This window comes from Streptococcus infantis (assembly GCF_047460825.1).
Taxonomy (GTDB): domain Bacteria; phylum Bacillota; class Bacilli; order Lactobacillales; family Streptococcaceae; genus Streptococcus; species Streptococcus infantis_V.
This window is the reverse complement of sequence record NZ_JASHFO010000001.1, coordinates 165,499-191,038: the sequence shown is the minus strand read 5'-3', so window position 1 is coordinate 191,038 and position 25,540 is coordinate 165,499. Positions and strand designations below refer to the sequence as shown.

Below are 25,540 nucleotides of genomic sequence, written 5' to 3'. Positions count from 1 at the left end.
TCGGCATTTCTAAAATACCTGCAGAAGACGTCTGTCAGTCGTCTAAATTACTCCAACATAAGATCTAAAAACTAACCTTCAACCCCATTCAAACGTCTCACACTAACTTCCACCATAGCGGAACTTAATCTGAAACGCTTTCAGATGAGAGGATTTTGTGCGCTCTTTTTTTCGATTCTTTTCGGCTACAAAAACGATGAAATCAAGCATTAGTAAAACCAGTGGAACTTACCCTGACACGGATTTCCACTGGTTTTTACGATTTTTATCAGACTAACTTCCACTTTTATTGGCGATGGAAGTTAGTTTGGGAATTTAGCTTTTAATGTTTAGTTTTCTCTGAAAACCTTATTGAACAGTTTCAACATTCCAAGTAGTCCAGCCTTTAAAACGTATAGCACCCTTTTTGTCAGTTTTTAATACCAAATTCTCAAGTTCTTTATCTTCTTGGTTATTCTCCCCATTTTTAACTTTAAATGATTTTTTCTTGTCTACCGAAATGACCGTGATTTTAGGTTGTAAGGTTTTGAAGACTTCTACATCTCTCTTTTTCTTCGATGTTTGCTGATGAGTTATTACTACATCTGCTTGGAGTTTTGAGGAATGACTCGTCAAAAACTTTTCCTCTATATTTCCAGTAACTAGAAAGGTTTGATTTAGTAACTTTCCATACAAGACCATTGAGTCCTTTTCATCGCTATTTTGGCTAGTGATTGCTTCCAAACTACTCCCAAAAATAAACAACTGCTGTCCTGTTTTGATATCCCCTACCTTGACTTTGCTCTCCTTCAGCTTATCCATAAATTCTCTCTTAGATAAAGTTTCTTCAGTTACTAGAATCTCTCCAAGATTGAAGGCTTTACTGATTTCCAACACATGATCTAGTTGCTTAGGTTCACTTTTCGTTAAAACAAGCTGATCAATCTTGGTCACTCCTCGACTTTTCAGATAAGGAATTAAACTACGTTTGGCATTGCTGGTAATAGCTTTCTCCTTCCAGGCTTCTTTCTTTTCAGTTTCAGACTTTTCTTCGACATCCAATAGAATGGTCTTTCCTGTCATATCTCTTAGGAAAATGCTTCGCCCCTGTTCCATATCTAGGACTGTGATTTCATTTTCTAGTGGATGCTTGGTTACTAAAAAGAATGAGATGGCAACTATGACAAGCATAGATATTTTTTTCAAATTCTTTCGATAGTCATAGATGAGAGCTAAAGAAATCAAAAGAAGGATTAAAATCCAAAGACTCGGTTGGCCGAAAACAAGGGGCCTCGTAGATAGCTGAGAAATATAGCGTATGATGTTTTCTAACCATTCAAAGAGAAAGTTGAACTGGATGATGGGATATATAAATGACAGACAGAAGAGAATCGATAAGAGTGGTAACAGAACCATATCAAATAAGAATGAAAAAGCAAAGGTCAAGAGAATGGACCACGGTTGAAATTCAGAAAAGTAAAATGATAAAATTGGCAGAATTCCCAAGGTAATAATGTAACTCTCTCTAACCAAACCTTTTATACCTGCTACTTCCTCACCAGTCATTGTCAGGATAAAGGCATAAGCACAGGAAAGAACTCCCCCAGCAGTTAAGAAAAAGTTCGGCATGATAAGAAATAGAATAAGAATCGTTAAAGCAAAATTATCCAGTGACTTAAAGCCATGCTGAGCCAATAGCTTTTGTAGAAGACTACGAATAACTGAAGCTGAAAATCCTGTCAAGCCTGCATAAAACAAAGAAAAGGGATAAGCTAGCCATTTGAACTTCTCTTGTGTCAAGCCCAATCGCAAGAGTGACTTTTTAAAAGCATTCATGAAAAATCCGACCTGCATTCCAGACAAAGCAAAAAGATGAATAATCCCTAGGCTGGAATAAAGTTCATTCATTTCCTCAAAGTCTGTATCTAAATGTCCCAATAAAAGACCTGTCATATAATTGCGCATGGGATCGGGAAAATTCCTTTTTATCCAGACAACTGCTTTTCTCCTCAAGCTTGATAGATTTTCTCCGATATCCCAACTACTTGATTTCTTTAACTCAATAATTTCAGATATAGTCAAGGTCTGATAAATTCCTTGAGTTTTGAGATAGTTCCGATAATCAAATCCCGCAAAATTACTGACTCCTTGTGGACTAGCTAGCTTACCTTTTACAACCATTTCATGCAGATCAGACAACTGCTGAAATTTTTCCTTTTCAACTTCTGACTGGAGTTTATAATAAACTTGAAAGAGTCTACCTTCAGCCTTGCCACGAAAAGATAAGCTATCACCATTTACCTTGATGGTGTCAGGCAAGATTCGAACTGTATCAATCGTGTCTACAAGATTCCGACTGGCTTCTTCTTGCTGCCATTTTTGAAATAAAAACCAACTCCCAAAAAGTCCACAAATCAAGAGAACCTTAGTCACAGTTTTCCATGGAAATTGGAAAAAGAGGCAGACTAGTAAAAAGACAAAGCCCAAAAGTGCTAGAAAACTAGCTGAAAAAATTGTATAGTAAAGCCAGAGCAAGAGAAAGCTGAGATAGATTTTTGGAATTGAAAAGCGACTAATCCACTGTAACATACTCTTTTAACTTTTCTATCGTTTTTGCGCCAATACCAGAAACCTTTTTGAGCTCATCAACTGACTTAAACTTACCGTTGGACTCACGATGGTCGATAATATCTTGAGCACGTTTAGCACCTAAGCCTTTGACTTGTTTCAGTTCCTCTAAACTGGCTTTATTAAGATTAACTTTCTTATTTTCTTTGGTGTTGGAAGCATTTGAATGTGTATCTTGACTGATAGCTTCTTCCTTAGTCGGAACATAGACAAGTGCTTCGTCACTAATTTTCTGTGCAAGATTGATAGACTTACTGTCTGCATTATCTGTCAAGCCACCAGCTTTTTGAACAGCATCATTGATACGACTTCCAACTGGCAAATCATAAATCCCTGGTGTTTTGACAGCCCCTTTGACATCGACAGTAATCAGATCTTGCTCCACCACCTCTTCCTTCTGATTTCCATCTTCCTTTACATCCGTTGAATCCTTTGGAACAGCTATAACTTCAGACTGCAAATTACTTTCCTTGACAGGTGTTTGAGCGACTGGTTTTAGGAGAAAAAATCCACCTAAGACCAAACCCAAACCAGCACAGATGACAATGATTTTATATTCTTTAATTTTCTCAATAAGTTCTTCCATATTTTCTCCTCTCTTAGCTTATTCGTAAGAGAAAGAAAAAAACAGCTGAAAAATCTTTTCAACTGCTTACTTATTTGCAAAATAATCTTCCTTGGTTAAGACATAATGAACTCTTGTTACGATTCGACCTGGTTCTTTCTTGTCCATTCTAGCATAAGATTCTTCGTGAGAAAAGCGCATGCCTGATTTCTCCATGACCTTTCCTGATGCAGGATTATCCTTATCGTGAAGGGCCGTCAACTTATTCATCCCAATCTTTTCAAAAGCCAGTTCAATTACAGCTCTGTTCGTTTCTGTCGTCAAACCTTGATTCCAATATTTTTGATTGATAATGTAACCAATGGCTGCCTTCTTAAGAACAGTATCCATCTTGTGCAGGTCAATAGTTCCGATAAACTCTCCAGTACCTTTTAGTTCAATTCCCCATCGGCCCAATGGATTAGCTAGATAAAATTGAGCAATATTATTCTTGGTTTCCTCCAGACTTTGATTGGTCGGGAAAGTGTAGCGCGTATTTTCCTGGTTTGAAGCATATTCAAACATGGCTTCTGCATCATCAAGTGTCACAGGTCTAAGTACTAAGCGTTCAGTTTCGATAATTTGATGCTTGGCTAGTTCGATAAATAGTGATTCCATGATTTCACCTCCGAAAATAGGTTGCTAAAAGAATAACATAAAAGAAATAGGTTTACAAGTTTTTCTTGCAATTTAAAGCGGTTTCATATACAATAAAGTCATCACAAAAACTCTGAAGAATGATGTGATACATAAATCGAAACGCTTAATAGAAAGTGAGTTATCTCTATGCTAATTGGAATTCCAAAGGAAATTAAAAATAATGAAAATCGTGTTGCTCTGACACCTGCTGGTGTACAAAGTCTCGTTGGACGTGGCCACCGTGTCCTCATCGAAACGAATGCTGGACTTGGATCTGGTTTTACTGATGCTGACTATGAAAAGCAAGGAGCTGAAATTGTCGCAACTGCTGAAGCCTGGGCTGCAGAATTAGTTGTTAAAGTCAAGGAACCGCTTGCTAGTGAGTACCAGTTCTTGCGTGAGGATTTACTTCTCTTCACCTACTTACACATGGCAGCTGCTCCAGAATTGGCTGATGCTATGCTTGCAGCTAAAACAACTGGTGTTGCTTATGAGACTGTCCGTGATACTCAAGGACAACTTCCACTTCTCGTTCCAATGAGTGAAGTTGCTGGTCGTATGGCAGTCCAAATCGGAGCCCACTTCTTGACGAAACAAGCTGGTGGTTCAGGAGTTCTACTCGGTGGTGTCCCTGGTGTTCCAAAAGGAAAAGTAACCATCATCGGTGGTGGTGTTGTTGGTACACACGCAGCTCGCATCGCTCTTGGTTTGGGAGCTCAAGTAACCATTCTTGATATCAGTGCTAAACGCCTCTCTGTCCTAGAAGATGTCTTTGGTCACCAAATCCAAACTTTGATGTCTAACCCATTTAATATCGAAGCAAGTGTGCGTGAAGCAGACGTTGTTATCGGTGCTGTCTTGATTCCTGGTGCCAAAGCTCCAAAATTGGTGACAGATGAAATGGTACAACAAATGCGTCCTGGTTCTTTCATCGTAGACGTTGCTGTAGACCAAGGTGGTGTTATTGCAACAGCTGACCGTGTGACAACCCATGATGAGCCTGTCTATGAAAAACACGGTGTTCTTCACTATGCCGTTGCTAACATTCCTGGAGCAGTTGCTCGCACATCTACGATCGCCCTTACAAATGTTACTCTTCCATATATCGAAGCCTTGGCAGGAAAAGGATTTAAGAAAGCTATCCTAGAAGACGCAGGCTTGCTTGAAGGTGTGACAACCTATCAAGGATACCTCACCAGCCAGCCTGTTGCAGAAGGCTTGGAACGTGACTTCACTGCAATCAGTGAACTTGTCTAAAATGATTTATAAATTAATACTCAATGAAAATCAAAGAGCAAACTAGGAAGCTAGCCGCAGGCTGTACTGGAGTACGGCAAGGTGAAGCTGACGTGGTTTGAAGAGATTTTCGATGAGTATAAAACTACAAAAATAAGAGCAGCGCTTCCACTGCTCTTTTTTACTATTCTCTTTCTTCTTCACTTTCTTCAGCTTTGACAGGTCGAGGTTCATAGGCTCTGATAATCTGAGCAACGACTGGATGGCGAACCACATCCTTGGCTGAGAAGTGTACAAAGTCGATCTGGTGAATGTTCTTAAGTTTTTCTTGGGCATCAATCAAACCTGACTTAACATTACGGGGGAGGTCAATCTGACTAATATCACCATTGACAATCATTTTTGAATTGAATCCAAGACGTGTCAAGAACATCTTCATCTGCATGATGGTCGTATTTTGCGCTTCGTCCAAGATGACAAAGGCATCATCCAGAGTACGTCCACGCATGTAGGCCAAAGGCGCAATCTCAATAATTTCTCGCTCCATGAGACGAGTTGTTTGGTCCTTCCCAAGAATTTGGTACAAGGCATCATAGACAGGTCGAAGATAAGGGTCTACCTTTTCCTTGAGATCTCCTGGAAGAAATCCCAAGCTTTCTCCAGCTTCTACTGCTGGACGAGTCAGGATAATACGCTTGACTTGACCACGTTTAAGAGCTGTAACAGCCAAGGTCACTGCTAGGAAGGTTTTACCTGTCCCTGCCGGCCCAATACCAAAGGTCACATCGTGTTGTTTGACACTATCCACATAAAGCTTTTGACCCAAGGTTTTAACACGGATGGGCTTACCTGTATTATCCTTGATAATCTCTTCTTCATAAAGGGCGACAAACTTATCGATTTCATTATTCTTAACCATTGTAATGGCTGTCACCACATCCGGAGTTCCAACAGTCATTCCACGATTGACCAAAACCATCAAGGCTTGGATAACTTGGCGGGCTTCCTCACAAGCCGACTCCTCCCCCAAGACTTGTACAATCTCTGTACGAGCGTGGATGATGACACCTAACTCATCCTCCATCAAACGAAGATGGCGCTCATTAGAACCAAAAAGATGAAATAAATCATCTGGATGACTAAGCTGAATGTCTATTGAATGTTCCTTCAAACAAAGAACCTCTCTAACTCTTTTAATTTTATAAAATGTTTCGTTTTCTTTTAGTAGTTAAAAAGTCGATTAGAAGCTAGTAAAAGTTAAACTGAATGACTATATTATAGCAAAGAGGCTGAGAAATTACTATCCCCAAACCTCATCAAGTAGACTTAATGTTCTAAATATTCCTGCCAGATACGATCGAAGTCTCCCATATTAAAGGAAAAGCTAGCATGTTCCTCTAAAAAACGACTCACTTGATCGAAATCATCTGTATGTTTCGGAAAGGCGGATTCCTCAAAGGCAAGATCCGCTAAAATTGCTTTGGGACTATTGCTTTTAGGGTTGCGCTCGGTCATCAGCCAAGTATAAAATGATTTTCTCATAAGCCTCCCTAAATTAATTCAGTACCAAACTGGTCTTGTTTAATTTTTCCAGCTTTCATTAAACCACCGAGTGCTTTTTTAAACTGACCTTTCGAGATACCAAAAGTTGCTTTAATGTCATCTGGTGAAGATTTGTCATTTAAGGTCATAAATCCACCATTACTTTCCAAGTAAGTCAAGATCATCTGCGCATCGTTCTCCAACATCTCAAAAGAGCGAGGTTTAAGTGAAAGATTAAGTGTGCGGTCCACCTCACGGAAGCCAATAACACGTACATCTAACACTTGCCCCAAACGAGGTTCTGCGTAACGCTCGCTAGGATGGATAAAACCAAGCATGTTATTTTCTGGTAGGTAAACAAAAGTTCCTGATAGCTTAAGACGGTAAACAATGGCTGGCCAATTTTGATTCTGCATGTTATTGTAGGCAGGACGAGCCAATCGTTGGAAGTCTTCCTGATAAGCTAAGATTCCCCAGATACGGTCCTTCTTGTCTACTTCAAGACGGATGTAGAGTTTGTCGCCCTTCTTAGGCCAGAGTTCCTTGAGTTCAGGGAGAATATCTAGTGACACAACGATTTCCTTGTCTGGTAATCCTGTATCAACAAAAACACCAAGATCCTTACGAACCTCTGTTACGGTTCCCCAACCAAATTGGTCCTGAGTTGCAGTGACCTCTATAGTTGTCAAACGTAGTTTTTGCTTCATGTCTGTATAAGCAAAACCTTTGACCGTATCACCAACTGTATGGGGACCTTCTTCTTTAGCTAGAGCATATGTTTGACCATCCTTTTGAACAAAGTAAAAACGGTCATTTTCATCGATGATGAGTCCAACGATAAAACTTGCAAGATTTGTATTCATATTTCCTTCTTTCGAATAAAACTCAGCCAGCAATGCCAACTGAGTTTTTCTGTTTATTTCTTAGACTTCCAAGATTTCTTTTTCTTTATTGGCAGTCATTTCGTCGATGTGTTTTACAGCATCGTCTGTTGCTTTTTGAATATCTTTTTCAAGAGTCTTCAATTCGTCTTCAGTGATTTCTTTTGCTTTTTCTTGTTTCTTAGCCTCGTCCATAGCATCACGACGGATATTACGGATAGCAACTTTAGCATTTTCACCGACTTTTTTCACTTCTTTAGCGAGGTCGCGACGAGTTTCTTCTGTGAGAGCTGGGATTACCAAACGAATAACAGAACCATCGTTAGCTGGTGTGATACCTAGGTCTGAAGCATTCAAAGCACGTTCGATATCTTTCAAAGATGATTTGTCAAATGGTGTTACCAACAAAACACGCGCTTCTGGGATTGTGATAGAAGCAATTTGGTTAAGTGGTGTTTCAACACCATAGTACTCAACGTGGATGCGGTCAAGCAAGCTAGCATTAGCACGGCCAGCACGAATACTTCCAAACTCACGAGCAAGTGAGTGATGAGATTGAGTCATTCTCTCTTTTGCTTTTTCTACGATTGCGTTTGCCATAATGATTTCTTATTCCTTTTCTTCGATATTATTTGAAACTGTAGTTCCGATATTTTCACCAAATACAACACGTTTAATATTTCCTGGTTGGTTCATGTTGAAAACTACCAAGTCAATATCATTATCCATTGAAAGTGTAGAAGCTGTTGAGTCCATGATACGAAGCCCTTTGTTAATGACATCACGGTGAGTCAACTCTTCAAATTTAACGGCTGTCTTATCTTTTTTAGGATCAGCATTGTAGACACCATCAACCCCATTCTTAGCCATCAAGATAGCGTCCGCTTCAATTTCAGCTGCACGAAGGGCTGCTGTTGTATCTGTTGAGAAGTATGGTGAACCAATTCCCGCACCAAAGATAACAATGCGTCCTTTTTCAAGATGACGAAGGGCACGACCACGAACGTAAGGTTCTGCTACTTGTTGCATGGCAATAGCTGTTTGAACACGTGTATCCACACCAACTTGTTGCAATGAATCTGCCATCACAAGAGCATTCATAACGGTTCCAAGCATTCCTGTATAATCTGCTTGTACACGATCCATTCCAGCTTCTGCAGCAGGTTCTCCACGCCAGAGATTTCCTCCTCCGATTACGAGAGCAATCTCAATTCCTAAGTTATGTACTTCTTGAATTTCTTGAGCCATTGCTTGAACAGTTTTGATATCAATTCCGACACCACGCTCGCCAGCAAGGGCCTCACCTGATAACTTAATCAAAATACGTTTATATTTGGGTTCCACCTGACTTCGCTCCTTTATTTTATTCAAACTATTTTATCACATTTTTTGAGAATTTTATAGTCTCATGAGTTATTCTTTTGAAAATTTTAAACGGATAAAAAGTTTTCCAAATCAGCCAAGGCACGCTCTGCAATTTTTTCATAACGAGCCTTCTTATCACGAATGCGGTCGCCTTCCAATTCCTTGATAATTCCGAAATTGACATTCATGGGTTGGAAATGCTTGCTATCAGCATGAGTGATATAATGAGCTAAACTACCGATAGCTGTAGTCTCTGGGAAAATAGCCTCACTTTCTCCCTTGAAAAGACGAGCTGCGTTAATACCAGCTACTAGACCTGATGCCGCTGACTCAACATAGCCTTCCACACCCGTCATCTGACCAGCAAAGAAGAGATTTGGCTGTTTCTTAGAACGGTAGGTCTGCTCCAGAAGATTTGGTGAATCCATATAAGAATTGCGGTGCATCACACCATAACGAACAAACTCAGCATTTTCAAGGCCTGGAATCATTTGGAAGACACGCTTTTGTTCTCCCCATTTGAGGTGGGTCTGGAAACCAACAATATTGTATAGGCTACCAGCTGCATTATCCTGACGAAGTTGCACAACCGCATAAGGTGTTTTAAATTCTCCATCACGAGGTCCTGTGTAGTCGTCTGGATACTCCAAACCGACTGGTTTCATAGGACCATAAAGCATAGTTTTAATGCCACGTTTGGCCATAACTTCGATAGGCATACAGCCTTCAAAGTACTTTTCTTTTTCAAAGGAATTGAGCGGTGCTTCTTCTGCATTGACCAAGGCTTCATGGAAATCCATAAACTCCTGCTTGGTCATGGGAGCGTTGAGATAAGCGGCTTCTCCCTTATCATAACGAGACTTGAGATAAACCTTGCTCATATCAATCGTATTAACATCCACAATAGGCGCTGCCGCATCGTAGAAATAGAAACCATCGCCGTCATTAAGAGCATGAATCTTTTCAGCCAGAGCATCGCTGGTCAAGGGACCAGTAGCGACAACAGTAATAACATCCGTCGGCAATTCTGTAATTTCGTCACGAACGACCTCAATCAAGGGATGGTTGGCAATCTTTTCAGTAACCATTTGAGAGAAACCATCGCGGTCCACCGCAAGGGCACCACCAGCAGGAACACGAGTTGCTTCAGCAGATTCCAAGATAAGAGAACCCAAGCGACGCATTTCTTCTTTGAGGAGACCGACAGCATTTGTAAGAGCATCTCCACGCAAGGAATTAGAACACACTAATTCTGCAAAATTGTCAGTTTTATGCTGAGGTGTTGACTTGACACCACGCATTTCATAAAGTTTAACTGGAATACCACGCTCTGCGATTTGGTATGCTGCTTCAGAACCCGCCAAGCCCGCACCGATAACATTGATATAAGATTGAGACACGACACTAATACCTCTTTGGGTGAAACTTAAGTTCATTCCAGAACAAGTCACTAGACTGTTTGACACCCACAAATCTTTCTATTTTTTTCTTCTTCTAGTATAACAAAAAAAGGGAAGAAGGCAAACTTCCCTGTCTAGTTGTTTTCCTGATGTTCTTCCCATTCGTGGTAGGCAGCATAGAGCTGGCTTTTGTTCCATTGGTAAATCTTCGCAACTTCCTTAATGGCTTGATTTTTTTTAATACCTCGCTGGATACGCTCTTGAATTTCAGAAAATAAATCCTCTTCATCCTTATCCTCAACATCTTGACTAGCACCTTCTACGATTATAAGGCACTCGCCTTTGAGAGGTGTTTCAGCGATGCTTTCCAGTAATTCTGAAATTTTTCCACGTTGGTATTCTTCAAAGATTTTAGTCAATTCTCTAACCAAGACCACCGAGCGATCACCATAGACTTCTAGCATATTTTCTAGCGTATCTGCCACACGGTGAGGTGACTCATAGAAAATCTGAGTCTCTGGATAAGCTTTTTTCGCTTCGAAAAATTGCTTTTGCTGACCAGATTTTCGTGGTAGAAAACCATAAAAGATGTGGGGTTGTGGTGCCAAGCCGCTGGCAATCAAGGCAGAAATTCCTGCACTAGCTCCTGGAACCGTGACAACTGCGATATCTTCTTCAATGGCAGCCTTGACCAAATCATGCCCCGGGTCAGAAATACTAGGCATCCCTGCATCAGATACTTGGGCAAGATTTTGACCTTGCTTCAACAACTCAATCAAATCAGGAATTTTTTCCTTGGCATTATGCTCATGAAAACTGATTTGCTTGGTTGAGATTTCAAAATGCTTGAGTAAAAGTCCAGTATTACGAGTATCTTCTGCCGCGATCCAGTCGACCTCCTTCAAGGTCTGAATAGCGCGAAAAGTCATGTCATCTAGATTACCGATTGGCGTTGCTACTAGATAAAGCTTGCCATAGGGAGATTGTCCCTTAAAACTCTTTTGAATCTGCATACTTACTCCCTAAATAACAACTCATCACAAAACATGCATTCCGCATCTTGCTCTCGACGTTGACCATAAAAGTCACGGCAAACATGAAAACCGTCCTCATAAATGCGACGGACATTTTCCCTTACATGTTTCGTTTTGGCTGGAGCAGTCTCCTCAACCTCTCCCAAACGTTCTCTCAGTTTATCATTTTCTAAACGAAGAGCTGTATTTTCCTCTACCAAACTCTTGAGATTTTTCTTGATAGCTTCGACGTCTGCCAAGGTTACCAACAATTGCTGTGAAAAGTCATCTAAAGCATCAAATAATTCTTTTTTATTCATTACAGCCCTTTCTATAATCTATCTTCACTTTAATTTTTTTGTAAAACCAGGTATTCCAAAGCGTTTTGAAAGCTAACATTGGCCCGCCACATTTTCCGAGCTTGGACGAGATGTTTCAAGATGTTCCGCGCAGAAACATTGAGAACCTCCTGGCCAGCTAATACCTCTAAAATCCTGAGCACATGATCTTGCTTTTCTTTATCATCAGCCAAACTCGTTAATTTTGCAACTTGCAAGTAAGATTCCTTTTTTGGGGCTAAAAGCCAAGAAAAGAGGCGTTCACTTTCATCTACCAGTGCCCAAAATCCTGCTTGATGCACAAGCTTATCAGCCTCGGTCTGAGACTGACTGAATTGGGCCAATAGTTTAGCTTTATTTTTTACTAAACCAGCCTCTTCAAGCTGTGACATTAAAGTAGAGACTTGTTTCTTAAATTGGAAAATCTGTGTCCGACTTCGAATCGTTGGTAACATCTGTTCCTCATCATCAGTCAAAAAGAAAATGTAGATTTCGCTCTGTGGTTCTTCAATAACCTTTAAAAGAGAATTTGCAGCATTCACATGCATTTTTTCTGCTTGTTCGATAATAAAGACCTGACGTTGATTTTCAATACCAGACTGGGAAAATTGACCAACTAATTCTCGAATACGCTCCGTCTTAATGACTTGATTCAGAGGTTTAATTATGGTCACATCAGGAAACTCTTCCTGCTCAATCAATTTACAATTCCGACATTTTTCACAAGGAAAAATACCAGTTTTCTCACTACAAAAGAGACTTTTAGACAAAAAAAGGGCCATCTCTAAACTTCCAAAATTACCTGAAAAGAGATAGGCGTGATTGAGCTGCCCTTGCTCCAAGATATGGACAAAACGTTCAAATTGTAGAGGTTGACAAGCTCTTAATTGCTCTTGCTTCATCTCCTTAATCCCATCCTATCAAAAAGTAGCTGTTGCGTATTTTCAATCACTTGATCAAGTGGTAGGCTAGCATCGATTTTTTCGATGCGATTTCCTTCTCTTTCAAGAAGAGAAAGGTAACCTTGACGAACTTTTCGGTGTAGATCCAGACCTTCCATGTCCAAACGATTGACTTCCCGATTACTGTTGGCAGCAATACGTGCCAGTCCCTCTTCCACCTCAATATCAAAATAAAGAGTCAAATCAGGTTTCAGTCCATCTGTTGCAAACTCATTAAGCCAATCAATAGCATCGATATCTAAACCACGCCCAAAGCCCTGATAAGCAACAGAACTATCGATAAAGCGATCCATGATAACCAGTTTTCCAGCTGCAAGTGCTGGTAAGACCTTTTCCACCAAGTGTTGTCGACGACTAGCAATATAGAGGAGAAGCTCAGTCTTAGGATCCATTTCAGTATGACTAGGATCTAGGATAACTTCGCGAATTTTTTCTCCAATTAAGACCCCACCTGGTTCACGGGTGCTTAAAACTTTCACTCCCCTATCCTCTAATATAGGGATTAAGGCTTCAAGAACGCTTGTTTTTCCTGCTCCCTCTGGTCCCTCAAGAGAGACTAAAAATCCTTTTGACATGTCTGACTCATTTCTATTTTTCTCTCTTCTATTCTATCAAAAAAATGGGTATTTGTGAAAAGCTTTTTTTATTTTGTTCTTTGTAAGAAAAAAGAGCGTGAGTTTAAACGCTCACCTCTTATTTGCCTAATTCTTGAGTTCTTTTGTAGGCTTGGTTGACGGCATCCATAACAGTTCCTCTGAAAGCATGCTCTTCTAGACTTGCTACACCAGCAATGGTCGAACCACCTGGGCTACAAACTTGGTCTTTCAAGACCCCAGGCCCAGGATGTTGCTGACTTTCTAGGACCATTTGACCTGCACCAACTACTGTTTGAGCCGCCATTTTCAGAGCCGTTTCTCGTGGCAATCCTGTCTGAACACCTGCATCCGCCAAAGCTTCGATAAATAGATAAACAAAGGCTGGTCCACAGCCTGCAAGTCCTGTTGCTGCATCTATTAAACCATCACTTATTTCAACCAACTGCCCTGCATTAGCTAAAAGTTGACAAAAAAGTTCACTGTCTTCTGGATGACAATTTTCAGACAAGGCATAACTAATCACTCCTTGCCCAATAGCAACAGGTGTATTAGGCATAATACGAATAATCCTATGGTGACTTGGAAGAAGACTAGCAAGTTTTTCCAAGGTCAAACCAGCTGCCATGGAAATCAAAAGAAGACTTTCTCGTTTCTCAAGGATTGACTGATATTGAGTAAGCAGTTCAGAAAATTGAGCTGGCTTTACTCCTAGAAAAATCACATCTGCTTCTGCAAAGATTTCGTCATTGCTAGAAGCCAGACCACCATAATTGGCAATAAAAGCATCCACCTTAGCTTGACTACGATTAGCAAGAAGAATCTGATGACTCGTTTTTGCCTGCAAGACAGCCTTAGCCAAACTAGCTCCCATATTCCCCAAGCCGATAAATCCAATCTTCATCTCTTTACTCCCTTATCTGCCCATTCCCAGTAACCACATATTTGTAGCTGGTCAATTCCTTCAAGCCCATTGGACCACGCGCATGTAATTTCTGAGTAGAAATCCCCATTTCACAACCAAGACCAAATTGACCACCATCGGTGAAACGAGTCGAAGCATTGACATAAACCGCTGCCGAATCCACTTGATCTGTAAAGTAAGCTATAGCATCAGCATTTTCAGTCACAATCGCATCCGAATGATGGGTGCTGTGGGCTTCGATATGCTCTACAGCTTCCTCAAGACTAGAAACTACTTTAACAGCTAAGACATAGTCTAAAAACTCAGTGTCAAAGTCTTGAGCCCCTGCTGCTTGTCCAGAAATATATTGACTTGCTTTAGCATCCAAACGAAATTGAATCGGTTCAAGACCAGCTTCCTTTCGATCGGCAACCAGAACTTGCTCCAAGCGAGGAAGGAAGCTTGCCGCCTTGTCTTGATGAACAAGTAGCACTTCCATGGCATTGCAGACTGAAGGACGACTAGTTTTAGCGTTATTGATAATAGACAGTGCCTTGTCTTCATCCGCATCTTTGTCAACGTAGACATGAACAATCCCTGTACCTGTTTCGATAACTGGCACAATAGCATTCTCAACGACAGCATTGATTAACCCGGCACCTCCGCGAGGAATAAGAAGATCTAAATAACCCTTAGCCTTCATCATGGCATAACTACTTTCACGGCTAGTATCTTCTACTAATTGAATGACATCTGGATGAATAGTCGTTGTCTCCAAGCCCTTCTTCAAGGCTGTAACAATAGCATGAGCTGTTTGGTAGGCATCCTTACCGCTCCGAAGAACAACCGCATTTCCACTCTTGAGAGCAAGGGCAGCTGCATCAGATGTCACATTTGGACGACTTTCATAGATAATACCGATAACCCCCATGGCTACACGTTTCTTGGTGATAACTAAGCCATTTTCAAGCTGACTTGTCTCTAGGACTTCACCAATGGGATTTGGTAAAGCAACCACTTCACGAATCCCAGTTGCCATTGCTTCTATACGCCCTGTATCCAAATAAAGACGATCCAGCATAACATCTGAGATTTTACCCTTGGCTGCTTCCATATCGCGAGTATTAGCTGCTAAAATCTCTTCAGTAGCTGCCAATAAGTGATTGGCCATAGCTAGTAAGGCCTGGTTTTTCACCTCTTCACTAGCTGTGTTAATCGACTTTTTAACTGCCTGTACCTGTTCAAATTGTTCTTGTGTACTTACCATAGTTTACCTCTAAAATTCTGTAAAGAGTAGTTGGATTTCAGGAGTGATAGAAATCCAGTCATCACGATGAATCAGGACTCCCTTGGCTTTTTGAGAACGAAGGACATCTTTGAGCCCCGATGCACCTAGTTGCACTCTACCTTTTCCGAGTGATTTTCCAGTTTCCTTATCAAATACCGTTACAATATCACCATAAGAAAAATTGCTCTCAACATCTACAACCCCTGATAAAAGGAGACTCTTTCCATGTTGAGAGAGGGCTTCTGCCGCCCCTTTATCAACCCAAATTGCTCCCTGACTTTTGGCATAAAAGGCTAGCCATTGTTTCTGGGTACGAAGTCCCTTTTCCTGTGCAACAAAGAAAGAACCATCAAGAGTTTCTTCAGCTGCTTCAATTAAAGCATCAGGTTTCAAGGAAGAACAGATATATACGGGAACACCTGACTCAGTTGCAATGGTAGCAGCTTTTATTTTCGTCAACATACCACCTGTTCCATTTGAAGATCCAGCACCACCAGCCATATCTATAATTTCTCGATTGATGGTCTCAATTCTCTCCAGACGTTTAGCTCTTGGATCCGAGTTAGGATTACCAGTATAAAGACCGTCTACATCTGTTAAGAGGACCAAAAGATCTGCCTGCACCATTGCAGCTACCTGAGCACTGAGTGTATCATTATCTCCGACCTTGAGCTCATCAATAACGACACTGTCATTTTCATTGATAATAGGAATCGCGCCACGATTGAGAAGGACAGATAAAGCTTGATGGGCATTTTTATAACGTCGCTTATCGACAAAATCATCCTGAGTTAGCAAGATTTGCGCTGAAACAATCTGTCTTAAGAGCAAATTTGTTGTATATTCTTCCAGAAGCAATTCTTGACCAACCGCCGCTGAAGCTTGCTTATCCGCAATCTTGGTCGGTCGTTTTTTAAATCCTAAGGCTCCAAAACCTGCCGCAACAGCCCCAGAAGACACCAAAATTAGCTCATGACCTGCTTCATGCAGCATTGCAAGCTGTTGTGTAATTGCTTTTACTTTACTGCGAGATAAACTTCCATCCTTATGTGTCAGGGATGAAGTTCCCACTTTAAATACGATACGCTTGTACTTCATATTTTTCTCCAAATTTAATATTTAACCATTTTACCATGATTTTATGAAATTGTAAAAAAGGAACTCTCTCACTTATGATCGCAAAAAAGAACCTTGCATAGCAAGATTCTTTTAGTGTCTGACTTAAATAATTGTTCTTCTGGGAACTAAATCGAATTAAGCTTCGATTTCTGTAACCATACCTGAACCAACAGTACGTCCACCCTCACGGATAGAGAATGTAGTACCTTGTTCTACGGCGATTGGGTGGATCAACTCAACGTCGATTGTCACGTTATCACCTGGCATTACCATTTCAGTACCTGCTGGAAGTTCGATTGAACCTGTAACGTCAGTAGTACGGAAGTAGAATTGTGGACGGTAGTTGTTGAAGAATGGAGTGTGACGTCCACCTTCTTCTTTAGTAAGGATGTAAACTTCACCTTTGAATTTAGTGTGTGGGTTGATTGAACCTGGTTTAGCGATAACTTGTCCACGTTCGATTTCGTCACGTTGAACACCACGAAGAAGGACACCTACGTTATCTCCTGCAAGACCTTCGTCAAGTTGTTTACGGAACATTTCAACACCAGTAACAACTGCTTTTTTAGTTTCTTCTTTGATACCAACGATTTCGATTTCGTCGTTGACACGAACAGTACCACGGTCGATACGTCCTGAAGCAACTGTACCACGTCCAGTGATTGAGAATACGTCTTCGACTGGAAGAAGCAATGGTTTGTCAGTGTCACGTTCTGGTTCTGGAATGTACTCATCAACAGTGTTCATCAATTCCATGATGATATCTTCGTATTTAGAGTCACCTTCAAGAGCTTTAAGAGCTGAACCTTGGATAACTGGAAGATCGTCACCTGGGAAGTCGTATTCTGAAAGAAGGTCACGGATTTCCATTTCAACCAATTCAAGCAATTCTTCGTCGTCAACCAAGTCGATCTTGTTCATGAAGACGATAAGGTGTTTAACACCAACCTGACGTGAAAGAAGGATGTGCTCACGAGTTTGTGGCATTGGTCCGTCAGTTGAAGCTACTACAAGGATAGCTCCGTCCATTTGAGCGGCACCAGTGATCATGTTTTTAACGTAGTCCGCGTGTCCTGGAGCGTCGATGTGAGCGTAGTGACGTTTTTCAGTTTCGTACTCAACGTGCGCAGTGTTGATTGTGATACCGCGTTCGCGTTCTTCTGGAGCAGCATCGATAGACGCATAGTCTTTAGGTTGGTTAACTGCTGAAGGCAAGCGACGTGCCAAAACAGTTGTGATAGCTGCAGTTAGGGTAGTTTTACCGTGGTCAACGTGTCCGATAGTACCAATGTTAACGTGTGGTTTACTACGATCGTATTTTTCTTTTGCCATTTGAGTAAAAGCCTCCAATAAAATATATTTTATAGATAGACAGTAGGCAATACAGTCTAACTTTCCTTACTATTTTATCAAATTTCAGCTAAATTGCAAGTGTTTTACAAAGTTTTTGTGAATTATTCTTATTCTCGCTCTACTTCCTCTACCAATTTATTTAAAATATCTATAAATAGGCTTATTTTAGCAAAAGGCGATAGACCATAAATCAATAACCCAAGTCTGAATTTCCTATTTCCAGCCCCGAAAGACTTCAATCATTCAATTGTTTGTAAAAAAATATGTATAGAAAAATTAAAGTTTCATCATAAGCGATTTAAGAGTTTAAAACCAATAAAAAGTTTGATCAACTACAGCACCAAAGATACAATGATAAAAAAAGATATCGGAATCTTTTATCCCGACATCTTTATTCTGATTGATGTTTTTCGACTTCTTGTGCTTCCTTATGATTTTCATACAGTCGCGCTAAGAATTTAGCAATCTCTTTTAAAATGGAATAGGTTGGAACAGCAACAATCATCCCAATCACACCATAAATATTACTTGATAATAAAAGCAAGACTAAAATAGTAATCGGATGAACCTTCATAACCCCACCCACAATACGTGGATATAAAATATTTCCATCAACTTGCTGAATAATCAACATATAAATAACAGCAATAATCATTTTATGAGGATCGGTAAAGAGATTTGAGATGATCATTGGAATCAAGCCAATGCTTGGTCCTACATACGGAATCAAATTAGCCAATCCAGAAAAAATGGCGAAGACCAAGGCATATCTTAGACCAATCACACTATAACCGATAAAAGCTAAACATCCAATAATAACTGCATCTATAGACACTCCACTAATGTAACGAGAAATAGTTGTATTTAGGTTTGTCAATAAACCAGATATGTTCAATTTATCTCGTTTTAATATAGTTCTTTCTAGCATCGGTAAAAATTTATGCCCATCAAGAAGGAAGTAAATCAAGAAGACTGGTGTCATGATGATAATCAATACAGTGCTGACGAGCGCAGATAGAACACTTCCAACACTATTTGTCACACTGTTCAAGATATTTTGCAAAATATCAACATATGAGAGATTTAGTTGTTGAATAGTTTGTTGAATATCTAGATTTTGCAGGGCTGGATGTTTTGATAACTCAATGACTAAATCTTGAAGACGACCATAAATGTTTTGACTCGAGTAGATTAGGCTACTCAACTGATTAATCAAAATCGGTAGCAGATAGACAAAACTAAGTACGATTGCACAAATTAAGGCACAAAGGGTTAACAAAATCCCAATGATGCGATTGATTTTGCATTCCTTCTCTAAAAAGATAACAATTGGGTTGGTTAGGTAATACAAAAATCCTCCCAATAAAAAAGGAATCATGATTGTATTTGCAACACTGACAAAGGGTGTAATAATAGCACCCATTTCTCTCCATAAGTAGAAAATAAGGGTTATTAATAATATCTCAGTGGTCCAGAAGAATAATTTATTTTTCCGAAACATAAGCCACCTCCTCTTTTTCCTATTTTACCATATTTCAAAAAAGATTGATAACCTACATTATAAAAACAAGAATATTTTTTGTCTTTATGATAGAATACAATTACTATGAAGAAATTATTTTTAACACTATTAACACTTATTTCGTTTGGTTCCGCTACTACGGTTTTTGCCCAGGATTTTGATGTAGCAGCAAAACATGCCATTGCTGTTGAAGCTAATAGCGGTAAGATATTATACGAAAAGGATGCTACTCAACCTGTTGAAATTGCTTCTATTAGCAAATTGCTTACCGTATATCTCGTTTACGAAGCCTTGGAACAGGGGAAAATCTCTCTTTCAACTCCTGTAGAAATTTCTGATTATCCCTACCAGTTGACAACTAATTCTGCGGCTAGTAATGTTCCCATGGAAGCTAGAAATTACACTGTCGAAGAATTGCTAGAAGCGACTTTGGTATCTAGCGCTAACAGTGCTGCTATCGCTTTAGCTGAAAAAATTTCCGGTTCTGAGAAGGACTTTGTAGATATGATGAAGGCCAAACTACAAGAATGGGGAATTCAAGATGCTACACTCGTCAATACAACCGGGCTCAACAATGAAACTCTTGGAAATAATATCTATCCAGGATCTAAAAAAGATGATGAAAACAAATTGAGCGCTTATGATGTTGCTGTTGTTGCTCGCAATCTCATCCTCAAGTATCCTCAAGTCTTAGAAATCACAAAGAAACCTTCTTCTACATTTGCAGGGATGACCATTCATTCTACCAACTATATGTTGGAGGGAATGCCTGCCTATCGTGGTGGTGTTGATGGACTTAAAACTGGTACGACTGATAAAGCTGGAGCATCCTTTGTAGGTACGACTGTAGAAAAAGGAATGCGCATCATCACAGTTGTTTTAAACGCTGACAACCAAGATACTAATCCATATGCACGCTTCACAGCTACTTCTTCTATTTTAGATTACATCACATCAAACTTTGCTCTTCAGACAATTGTCAAACAAGGAGAGAGTTATGAAGATAGTAAATCGCCTGTATTAGATGGGAAGGAAGATACAGTTACAGCTGTCGCCAAAGAAGATATCAAAATCGTACAACGTCTTGGTAGTCGTACACAATCAACTATTACCTACTCAGCGGACACTACTGAACACACTGCTCCACTAGAGGCAGGAACTGTCGTTGGACATTTGACTTATGAAGACAAGGATCTAGTTGGTCAAGGATACATTACAACTGACAAACCTAGTTTTGAGATGGTCGCAGAACAAAATGTCGAAAAAGCCTTCTTCTTAAAAGTTTGGTGGAATCGCTTCGTTCGTTTTGTTAACGAGAAGTTATAAAAAATCAAAAAATCGCGAATTTCGCGATTTTTTTCTTTATTCATTTTCAGCTACAGTTGAATGGTTATATCCATAAACAAAGTAAATAATAACGCCTATTAATAAAGCTAGTCCAAATGCCATCCATGTTTCAAGGGTATATTGAAGCATAAATGAAAGGCAGATTAGAATAGACAAGATTGGTAAAAAAGGTACCAGGGGAGTTTTAAATTCTCCCTCTTTGGGTATACCCTTATCTTTTCTCAGTTTGATAATCCCATAGGCTAGGAGAATAAGATAGGCTAAGGTGCAGATATTGAGAAAGGCTGCGATACTTGCCAGTGGGAAAATTCCCGCTGCAATCGCTGAAACAACACCTGTTAAAATGGTCGCATTCTTAGGGACACGACTGGTCTTAGTCACTTGTTTGAAACTCTGAGGCATGAGCCCATCACGTGCCAAACTATAAATCATTCGAGACAAGGCGTAAGTCATGGAAATACATACCGTAATCAAAGTAAAAATAGCAACGAGAGAAACATAATTAGCTGCCCAACCAATACCAATACTTCTAAGAGCAAAAGCCACTGCATCATCAACATTAAGCTTGCTATAGTGAACGATACCTGTCAATATCAAGGTAACCAAGGCATACAGAATGGTTACAATGGTTAAGGATAAAACAATCCCACGTGGAATATTCTTTTGTGGACTTTGAATTTCATCAACTGCCATAGAAATAGACTCAAACCCTAAGAATCCAAAGAACATGAGTGAAGCACCTGCCATAATTCCAGTGCTTCCACCATAAATTTGACCAAATCCAAATGGTGCAAAATCTGACCAATTTTCAGGTTTAATGTACCAAATACCAACTAGGATAAATAAGGCAAGAGCAGAAAATTTTAAAACAACAAGAATAGAATTAAAACGAAGAGCTGCTTTCGAATTTAAAAGTACAACACCTGTAACAAGTAGAATTACTAAAATCGGTAAAAAATCAATATAAGTACCATGTTCAGGATTAAAAGTTCCATTTAAGGCTTGTGGCAAGAAAATTCCATAATGGCTAAGCAAACCCTTAAAATAGGCCGCCCAACCTGAAGCGACACCAGAAACAGCTGTCATAAATTCCATGATAGTCAGCCAACCTGCAATCCAGGCTGGAAATTCTCCTAAAATTGCATATAAATAACTATATGCTCCACCCGTTGCAGGAACACGAGAAGCAAATTCTGCAAAAAAGAGTGCAGATAAGGATACGCAGATAGCAGAAATCACAATCGATACAACAAGGGCAGGTCCTGCTAATGTTGCTGCAGCAGTTCCTGTAATCGTAAAAATACCTGTTCCCACCATAGCACCAATTCCCAAAAGAATTAAGTCCCATAGTTTTAAATGGCGATGCATTTCTGTTTTACCTAGACTAACGTCTTTGGTTCTAAAAATATTCATCATTCATCTCCCAATTTATAAGATTGTATTATTTTATCATATATAAGGATTTTTGTGAATATTTATTAGCATCTTTCATCAAAAAAACTGAGAGTGGGACAGAAATCGGTAATTCGTTAGAATACGATTTCGTCGTCCCACCTCCGCACAGTTGAGTAGGGCTGTAAAAGCTGATGAATTCAGCGTAGTAGAGCCCACTCAACCACTGCGTCTTGCTCGACAATCCAAAGACAATTGAGAGGCTAGGACTTTTGTCCCAGCCTCAGTTTCTGTTCATAAAGTTTATCCGACTGATCCTTCCATTTCATAGCTAATCAAGCGGTTGAGCTCAACTGCGTATTCCATTGGAAGTTCTTTGGTGAAGGGCTCGACAAATCCCATGACAATCATTTCAGTTGCTTCAGATTCTGACAAACCACGACTCATGAGATAATAGAGTTGTTCTTCTGAAATCTTAGATACTTTGGCTTCGTGTTCCAAAGCTACTTGTGAGTTGTGGATTTCATTAAACGGAATAGTATCTGATGCTGACAAGTCATCCATGATAATGGTATCACACTCGATGTGAGAAACAGATTTCTTAGAGTTCTTGTTAAAGGTTACTTGTCCACGGTAGTCAACCTTCCCTCCACCTTTGGCGATAGATTTTGAGACAATTGATGAACTTGTATGCGGTGCATTGTGAATCATCTTAGCACCAGTATCTTGGTGTTGCCCTGCATTGGCAAAGGCAATCGAAAGCATAGTTCCACGTGCTCCTTCTCCATCAAGGTAAACAGATGGATATTTCATGGTTGTTTTGGCACCCAAGTTTCCATCAATCCACTCAACTGTCGCATCTTTCAAAGCCTTGGCACGTTTTGTAACCAAGTTATAGACGTTATCAGACCAGTTTTGGATGGTTGTATAACGCATATAAGCTCCGTCCAAAGCAAAGATTTCTACAATGGCTGCGTGCAAGCTGTTGCTTGAATAAGTTGGCGCTGTACATCCTTCTACATAATGGACACTTGCTCCTTCATCAACGATAATCAGGGTACGTTCAAACTGACCAGTATTTTCGTTGTTGATACGGAAATAAGTTTGAAGAGGAATATCCACTTTCACACCTTTTGGTACATAGATAAAGGTTCCACCCGACCACACTGCTGAATTGAGGGCAGCTAACTTGTTATCTGTCGGTGGTACCAATTTCGCAAAGTATTGTTTAAACAAGTCTGGGTACTCTTTGAGGGCAGAATCTGTATCAGTAAAGATAATACCTAACTTCTCAAATTCTTCCTTCATGTTATGGTAAACCACTTCTGACTCATACTGGGCAGAAGCTCCAGCAAGATAAGCACGCTCAGCTTCAGGAATCCCAATACGTTCAAAAGTTTCTTTGATTTTTTCAGGAACTTCATCCCAAGAACGGGCTGGTTTATCAGATGGTTTTTGGTAGTAAATCAAGTCATCAAAATCAATCTCTGACAAGTCTGCTCCCCATGTTTGCATCGGCATTTTTTTGAAGGTTTCATAAGATTTCAAACGGAATTCTAACATCCACTCAGGCTCTCCCTTGGCAGCTGATAGTTCACGAATGACATCTTCATTCAATCCTTTTCCTGTCGATAGGACAGGCTCTACATCGTCATGAAAACCAAATTTATATTCACCAAGGTCAATTGGTTTTGGTTCTACTCTTTCTTCAGCCATAATATCCTTTCTTTCATTCTTTATTTCTGATGATTTATAAGACAAAGAAAGCTTGTCTTACTTGTTATCTTGATTTTCAATTGTTTTTTTAAGGGCGTTCCAAGCTAGGGTTGCACACTTGATTCGTTGCGGAAATTTAGCAACTCCTGACAAGAAACCTGCATCTCCAAGTTGATCTTGACGCTCATCCTTTTGACCTTGAACCATGTCAGAAAAGATAGTTGCAAGCTCTAGGATTTCTTGCTTGGTCTTTCCTAGGACTGCATCTGTCATCATACTAGCAGAGGCAGTTGAAATCGTACAACCAGAGTTTAGAAAAGCGATATCTTCCAAACGATCATCTGCATCAAACTTAACAGAGAGATTAATCACATCACCACAAGTCGGATTGTTAAGACTGATTTGTTCAGCATCTTCTAACTTCCCTTGGTGATGGGGATTTTTCGAATGGTCCGCTACCACTGCCATATAAAGGCTATCTAGTTTAGAAAGTGCCATTGAAAAACTCCTTTGTCTTTAGTAATGCATCGACTAACTTGTCACAATCTGACTTGGTATTGTAGATATAAAAACTTGCACGAGCTGTTGCTGGAACATCCAAATACTGGAGCAAAGGTTGAGCGCAATGGTGTCCGGCCCGAACTGCTACTCCTTCATAATCCAGAGCAGTAGCGAGGTCGTGAGGGTGAAGATCACCTAGGTTAAAGGCAATAACACCTGAACGTTGAGCCAAATCTTGCGAACCGTATATGGTCAATCCCTCAATTGCCTGCAATTTTGGAAAGACATATGCAATCAATTCCTGTTCATGAGCTTCAATGGCTGCCATACCAAGATTTTCAAGATAATCTACTGCAGCAGCAAGTCCAATTGCACCTGCCATGTTAGGAGTTCCAGCCTCGAATTTCCAAGGCAATTCCTTCCAGCTTGCAGATTGTTCATAAACGAAATCAATCATCTCGCCACCAAACTCCACCGGTGACATTTGTTCCAGATACTTTTCTTTGCCATAAAGAACACCGATGCCTGTCGGACCAGCCATCTTGTGACCTGAGAAAGCAAAGAAATCTACATCCAAGTCCTGGACATCAATCTTCATATGAGGTGTAGATTGAGCTCCATCCACCACCATAATAGCACCAACTTCATGAGCCATTTGAGTAATTTCTTTGATAGGATTGACCACTCCAAGAACGTTGGAAGCATGTGCTAGTGAGACAAACTTGACTCTATCAGTCAATTTAACTCGCAAGTCATCCATATCCAGAGCTCCGTCCTTGAGATAGACATAGACAAGCTCAGCTCCGGTCTTGCGACAAGCTTCCTGCCAAGGAATGATGTTGGAATGGTGTTCCATGACAGAAATCAAAACCTGATCCCCTTCTGTCAGAACTTCCTCTGCAAAGCGTGCTACCCAGTTAAGACTGGTTGTCGTTCCTCGGGTAAAGAGGACTTCCTTTGTAGAGCCTGCATTGATAAACTTACGAATGGTTTCACGAGCGGCTTCATAAGATGCTGTCGCACGCTCTGCCAAGGTATGAACACCGCGGTGGACATTGGCATTATCCTGTTTATAGTAGCGGTTAATGGTTTCCAGAACTGCTAGTGGTTTTTGTGTCGTCGCAGCATTGTCCAGATAGACCAACGGTTCATCATTAACAATCTGGTCTAAAATTGGAAAATCCTTGCGAATCGCTTCTACATCTAACATAGGCTTCC

Annotated in this window: 24 protein-coding genes; 2 read left to right on the top strand and 22 right to left on the bottom strand. The window is 40.2% G+C overall.

Annotated elements, in window-relative coordinates; genetic code table 11:
• Positions 1-348: 348 nt before the first annotated feature.
• The 3 genes from QM911_RS00925 to QM911_RS00915 all read right to left on the bottom strand — a co-directional run bounded on the left by QM911_RS00925 (position 349) and on the right by QM911_RS00915 (position 3,829).
• On the bottom strand, positions 349-2,568 hold the full coding sequence (locus QM911_RS00925; RefSeq protein WP_414312818.1) for a ComEC/Rec2 family competence protein: 2,220 nt from the start codon (positions 2,566-2,568) through the stop codon (positions 349-351).
• Positions 2,552-3,193, bottom strand: a complete 642-nt coding sequence (locus tag QM911_RS00920) for a helix-hairpin-helix domain-containing protein (RefSeq protein WP_414312817.1) — start codon at positions 3,191-3,193, stop codon at positions 2,552-2,554. Before QM911_RS00920 ends, QM911_RS00925 begins: the two co-directional genes overlap by 17 nt.
• A gap of 66 nt (positions 3,194-3,259) precedes the next feature.
• Entirely contained in the window at positions 3,260-3,829 is a 570-nt protein-coding gene (locus QM911_RS00915; protein ID WP_414312816.1) for a GNAT family N-acetyltransferase, read from the bottom strand.
• Between the two features lie 168 nt (positions 3,830-3,997).
• Here QM911_RS00915 and ald point away from each other — a divergent pair, with 168 nt between their 5' ends.
• Complete coding sequence (gene ald, locus QM911_RS00910) at positions 3,998-5,107, top strand: alanine dehydrogenase (protein ID WP_414312815.1); 1,110 nt, start codon at positions 3,998-4,000, stop codon at positions 5,105-5,107.
• 163 nt (positions 5,108-5,270) lie between these two features.
• Here ald and QM911_RS00905 read toward each other — a convergent pair whose 3' ends face one another.
• The 15 genes from QM911_RS00905 to QM911_RS00835 form a co-directional block, all read right to left on the bottom strand.
• Positions 5,271-6,257, bottom strand: a complete 987-nt coding sequence (locus QM911_RS00905) for a PhoH family protein (protein ID WP_414312814.1) — start codon at positions 6,255-6,257, stop codon at positions 5,271-5,273.
• A 155-nt stretch (positions 6,258-6,412) separates the two neighbouring features.
• On the bottom strand, positions 6,413-6,628 hold the full coding sequence (locus QM911_RS00900; protein WP_001232087.1) for a YozE family protein: 216 nt from the start codon (positions 6,626-6,628) through the stop codon (positions 6,413-6,415).
• A gap of 8 nt (positions 6,629-6,636) precedes the next feature.
• The gene (gene cvfB, locus QM911_RS00895; RefSeq protein WP_414257697.1) at positions 6,637-7,491 is read right to left on the bottom strand and encodes an RNA-binding virulence regulatory protein CvfB; all 855 of its coding nucleotides are present in this window, start codon (positions 7,489-7,491) and stop codon (positions 6,637-6,639) included.
• A gap of 60 nt (positions 7,492-7,551) precedes the next feature.
• Positions 7,552-8,109: a ribosome recycling factor gene (gene frr, locus QM911_RS00890; protein ID WP_001262232.1), complete on the bottom strand. Its 558-nt coding sequence runs from the start codon at positions 8,107-8,109 to the stop codon at positions 7,552-7,554.
• 9 nt (positions 8,110-8,118) lie between these two features.
• Complete coding sequence (gene pyrH / locus QM911_RS00885) at positions 8,119-8,853, bottom strand: UMP kinase (protein WP_000433488.1); 735 nt, start codon at positions 8,851-8,853, stop codon at positions 8,119-8,121.
• An 86-nt stretch (positions 8,854-8,939) separates the two neighbouring features.
• On the bottom strand, positions 8,940-10,274 hold the full coding sequence (gene trmFO / locus QM911_RS00880) for a methylenetetrahydrofolate--tRNA-(uracil(54)-C(5))-methyltransferase (FADH(2)-oxidizing) TrmFO (protein ID WP_414312813.1): 1,335 nt from the start codon (positions 10,272-10,274) through the stop codon (positions 8,940-8,942).
• A 134-nt stretch (positions 10,275-10,408) separates the two neighbouring features.
• Positions 10,409-11,287, bottom strand: coding sequence for a 16S rRNA (cytidine(1402)-2'-O)-methyltransferase (gene rsmI, locus QM911_RS00875; protein WP_075228691.1), 879 nt, complete (start codon positions 11,285-11,287; stop codon positions 10,409-10,411).
• 2 nt (positions 11,288-11,289) lie between these two features.
• Positions 11,290-11,607, bottom strand: coding sequence for a DNA replication initiation control protein YabA (gene yabA / locus QM911_RS00870; protein ID WP_001034369.1), 318 nt, complete (start codon positions 11,605-11,607; stop codon positions 11,290-11,292).
• A 29-nt stretch (positions 11,608-11,636) separates the two neighbouring features.
• Positions 11,637-12,527, bottom strand: a complete 891-nt coding sequence (locus QM911_RS00865) for a DNA polymerase III subunit delta' (RefSeq protein WP_315638962.1) — start codon at positions 12,525-12,527, stop codon at positions 11,637-11,639.
• Entirely contained in the window at positions 12,524-13,162 is a 639-nt protein-coding gene (gene tmk, locus QM911_RS00860) for a dTMP kinase (protein WP_414312812.1), read from the bottom strand. Before tmk ends, QM911_RS00865 begins: the two co-directional genes overlap by 4 nt.
• Positions 13,163-13,280: 118 nt before the next feature.
• Positions 13,281-14,084: a pyrroline-5-carboxylate reductase gene (gene proC, locus QM911_RS00855; protein ID WP_414312811.1), complete on the bottom strand. Its 804-nt coding sequence runs from the start codon at positions 14,082-14,084 to the stop codon at positions 13,281-13,283.
• A 4-nt stretch (positions 14,085-14,088) separates the two neighbouring features.
• Positions 14,089-15,351, bottom strand: a complete 1,263-nt coding sequence (locus QM911_RS00850; protein WP_414312810.1) for a glutamate-5-semialdehyde dehydrogenase — start codon at positions 15,349-15,351, stop codon at positions 14,089-14,091.
• Between the two features lie 9 nt (positions 15,352-15,360).
• A complete protein-coding gene (gene proB, locus QM911_RS00845; protein ID WP_414312809.1) occupies positions 15,361-16,470 on the bottom strand; it encodes a glutamate 5-kinase in 1,110 nt (369 codons plus the stop codon).
• Between the two features lie 156 nt (positions 16,471-16,626).
• Positions 16,627-17,823, bottom strand: coding sequence for an elongation factor Tu (tuf, locus tag QM911_RS00840; RefSeq protein WP_001040718.1), 1,197 nt, complete (start codon positions 17,821-17,823; stop codon positions 16,627-16,629).
• A gap of 412 nt (positions 17,824-18,235) precedes the next feature.
• Positions 18,236-19,345, bottom strand: coding sequence for an AI-2E family transporter (locus tag QM911_RS00835; RefSeq protein WP_414312808.1), 1,110 nt, complete (start codon positions 19,343-19,345; stop codon positions 18,236-18,238).
• A 105-nt stretch (positions 19,346-19,450) separates the two neighbouring features.
• Here QM911_RS00835 and pbp3 point away from each other — a divergent pair, with 105 nt between their 5' ends.
• On the top strand, positions 19,451-20,692 hold the full coding sequence (pbp3, locus tag QM911_RS00830) for a D-alanyl-D-alanine carboxypeptidase PBP3 (protein ID WP_414312807.1): 1,242 nt from the start codon (positions 19,451-19,453) through the stop codon (positions 20,690-20,692).
• A gap of 36 nt (positions 20,693-20,728) precedes the next feature.
• Here pbp3 and QM911_RS00825 read toward each other — a convergent pair whose 3' ends face one another.
• The 4 genes from QM911_RS00825 to QM911_RS00810 all read right to left on the bottom strand — a co-directional run bounded on the left by QM911_RS00825 (position 20,729) and on the right by QM911_RS00810 (position 25,532).
• Positions 20,729-22,126, bottom strand: coding sequence for an APC family permease (locus QM911_RS00825; protein ID WP_414312806.1), 1,398 nt, complete (start codon positions 22,124-22,126; stop codon positions 20,729-20,731).
• Between the two features lie 282 nt (positions 22,127-22,408).
• Positions 22,409-23,821, bottom strand: a complete 1,413-nt coding sequence (sufB, locus tag QM911_RS00820) for a Fe-S cluster assembly protein SufB (protein WP_006151262.1) — start codon at positions 23,819-23,821, stop codon at positions 22,409-22,411.
• A gap of 57 nt (positions 23,822-23,878) precedes the next feature.
• Positions 23,879-24,319, bottom strand: a complete 441-nt coding sequence (gene sufU, locus QM911_RS00815) for a Fe-S cluster assembly sulfur transfer protein SufU (RefSeq protein WP_414312805.1) — start codon at positions 24,317-24,319, stop codon at positions 23,879-23,881.
• Positions 24,306-25,532 (bottom strand): cysteine desulfurase, encoded by a 1,227-nt coding sequence (locus QM911_RS00810; protein WP_414312804.1) that lies wholly within the window; start codon positions 25,530-25,532, stop codon positions 24,306-24,308. The genes sufU and QM911_RS00810 overlap by 14 nt, the downstream gene beginning before the upstream one ends.
• Between the last annotated feature and the right edge of the window lie 8 nt (positions 25,533-25,540).

Excerpts from the sequence above, each read along its gene's own strand:
- QM911_RS00925 (WP_414312818.1), bottom strand. The coding sequence starts at position 2,568 with ATGTTACAGTGGATTAGTCGCTTTTCAATTCCAAAAATCTATCTCAGC.
- frr (WP_001262232.1), bottom strand. The coding sequence starts at position 8,109 with ATGGCAAACGCAATCGTAGAAAAAGCAAAAGAGAGAATGACTCAATCT.
- rsmI (WP_075228691.1), bottom strand. The coding sequence starts at position 11,287 with ATGCAGATTCAAAAGAGTTTTAAGGGACAATCTCCCTATGGCAAGCTT.
- ald (WP_414312815.1), top strand. The coding sequence starts at position 3,998 with ATGCTAATTGGAATTCCAAAGGAAATTAAAAATAATGAAAATCGTGTT.
- QM911_RS00835 (WP_414312808.1), bottom strand. The coding sequence starts at position 19,345 with ATGTTTCGGAAAAATAAATTATTCTTCTGGACCACTGAGATATTATTA.
- QM911_RS00865 (WP_315638962.1), bottom strand. The coding sequence starts at position 12,527 with ATGAAGCAAGAGCAATTAAGAGCTTGTCAACCTCTACAATTTGAACGT.
- QM911_RS00850 (WP_414312810.1), bottom strand. The coding sequence starts at position 15,351 with ATGGTAAGTACACAAGAACAATTTGAACAGGTACAGGCAGTTAAAAAG.
- QM911_RS00920 (WP_414312817.1), bottom strand. The coding sequence starts at position 3,193 with ATGGAAGAACTTATTGAGAAAATTAAAGAATATAAAATCATTGTCATC.
- proC (WP_414312811.1), bottom strand. The coding sequence starts at position 14,084 with ATGAAGATTGGATTTATCGGCTTGGGGAATATGGGAGCTAGTTTGGCT.
- QM911_RS00810 (WP_414312804.1), bottom strand. The coding sequence starts at position 25,532 with ATGTTAGATGTAGAAGCGATTCGCAAGGATTTTCCAATTTTAGACCAG.
- QM911_RS00825 (WP_414312806.1), bottom strand. The coding sequence starts at position 22,126 with ATGAATATTTTTAGAACCAAAGACGTTAGTCTAGGTAAAACAGAAATG.
- QM911_RS00900 (WP_001232087.1), bottom strand. The coding sequence starts at position 6,628 with ATGAGAAAATCATTTTATACTTGGCTGATGACCGAGCGCAACCCTAAA.
- cvfB (WP_414257697.1), bottom strand. The coding sequence starts at position 7,491 with ATGAATACAAATCTTGCAAGTTTTATCGTTGGACTCATCATCGATGAA.
- yabA (WP_001034369.1), bottom strand. The coding sequence starts at position 11,607 with ATGAATAAAAAAGAATTATTTGATGCTTTAGATGACTTTTCACAGCAA.
- tuf (WP_001040718.1), bottom strand. The coding sequence starts at position 17,823 with ATGGCAAAAGAAAAATACGATCGTAGTAAACCACACGTTAACATTGGT.
- sufU (WP_414312805.1), bottom strand. The coding sequence starts at position 24,319 with ATGGCACTTTCTAAACTAGATAGCCTTTATATGGCAGTGGTAGCGGAC.
- QM911_RS00915 (WP_414312816.1), bottom strand. The coding sequence starts at position 3,829 with ATGGAATCACTATTTATCGAACTAGCCAAGCATCAAATTATCGAAACT.
- sufB (WP_006151262.1), bottom strand. The coding sequence starts at position 23,821 with ATGGCTGAAGAAAGAGTAGAACCAAAACCAATTGACCTTGGTGAATAT.
- pbp3 (WP_414312807.1), top strand. The coding sequence starts at position 19,451 with ATGAAGAAATTATTTTTAACACTATTAACACTTATTTCGTTTGGTTCC.
- proB (WP_414312809.1), bottom strand. The coding sequence starts at position 16,470 with ATGAAGTACAAGCGTATCGTATTTAAAGTGGGAACTTCATCCCTGACA.
- tmk (WP_414312812.1), bottom strand. The coding sequence starts at position 13,162 with ATGTCAAAAGGATTTTTAGTCTCTCTTGAGGGACCAGAGGGAGCAGGA.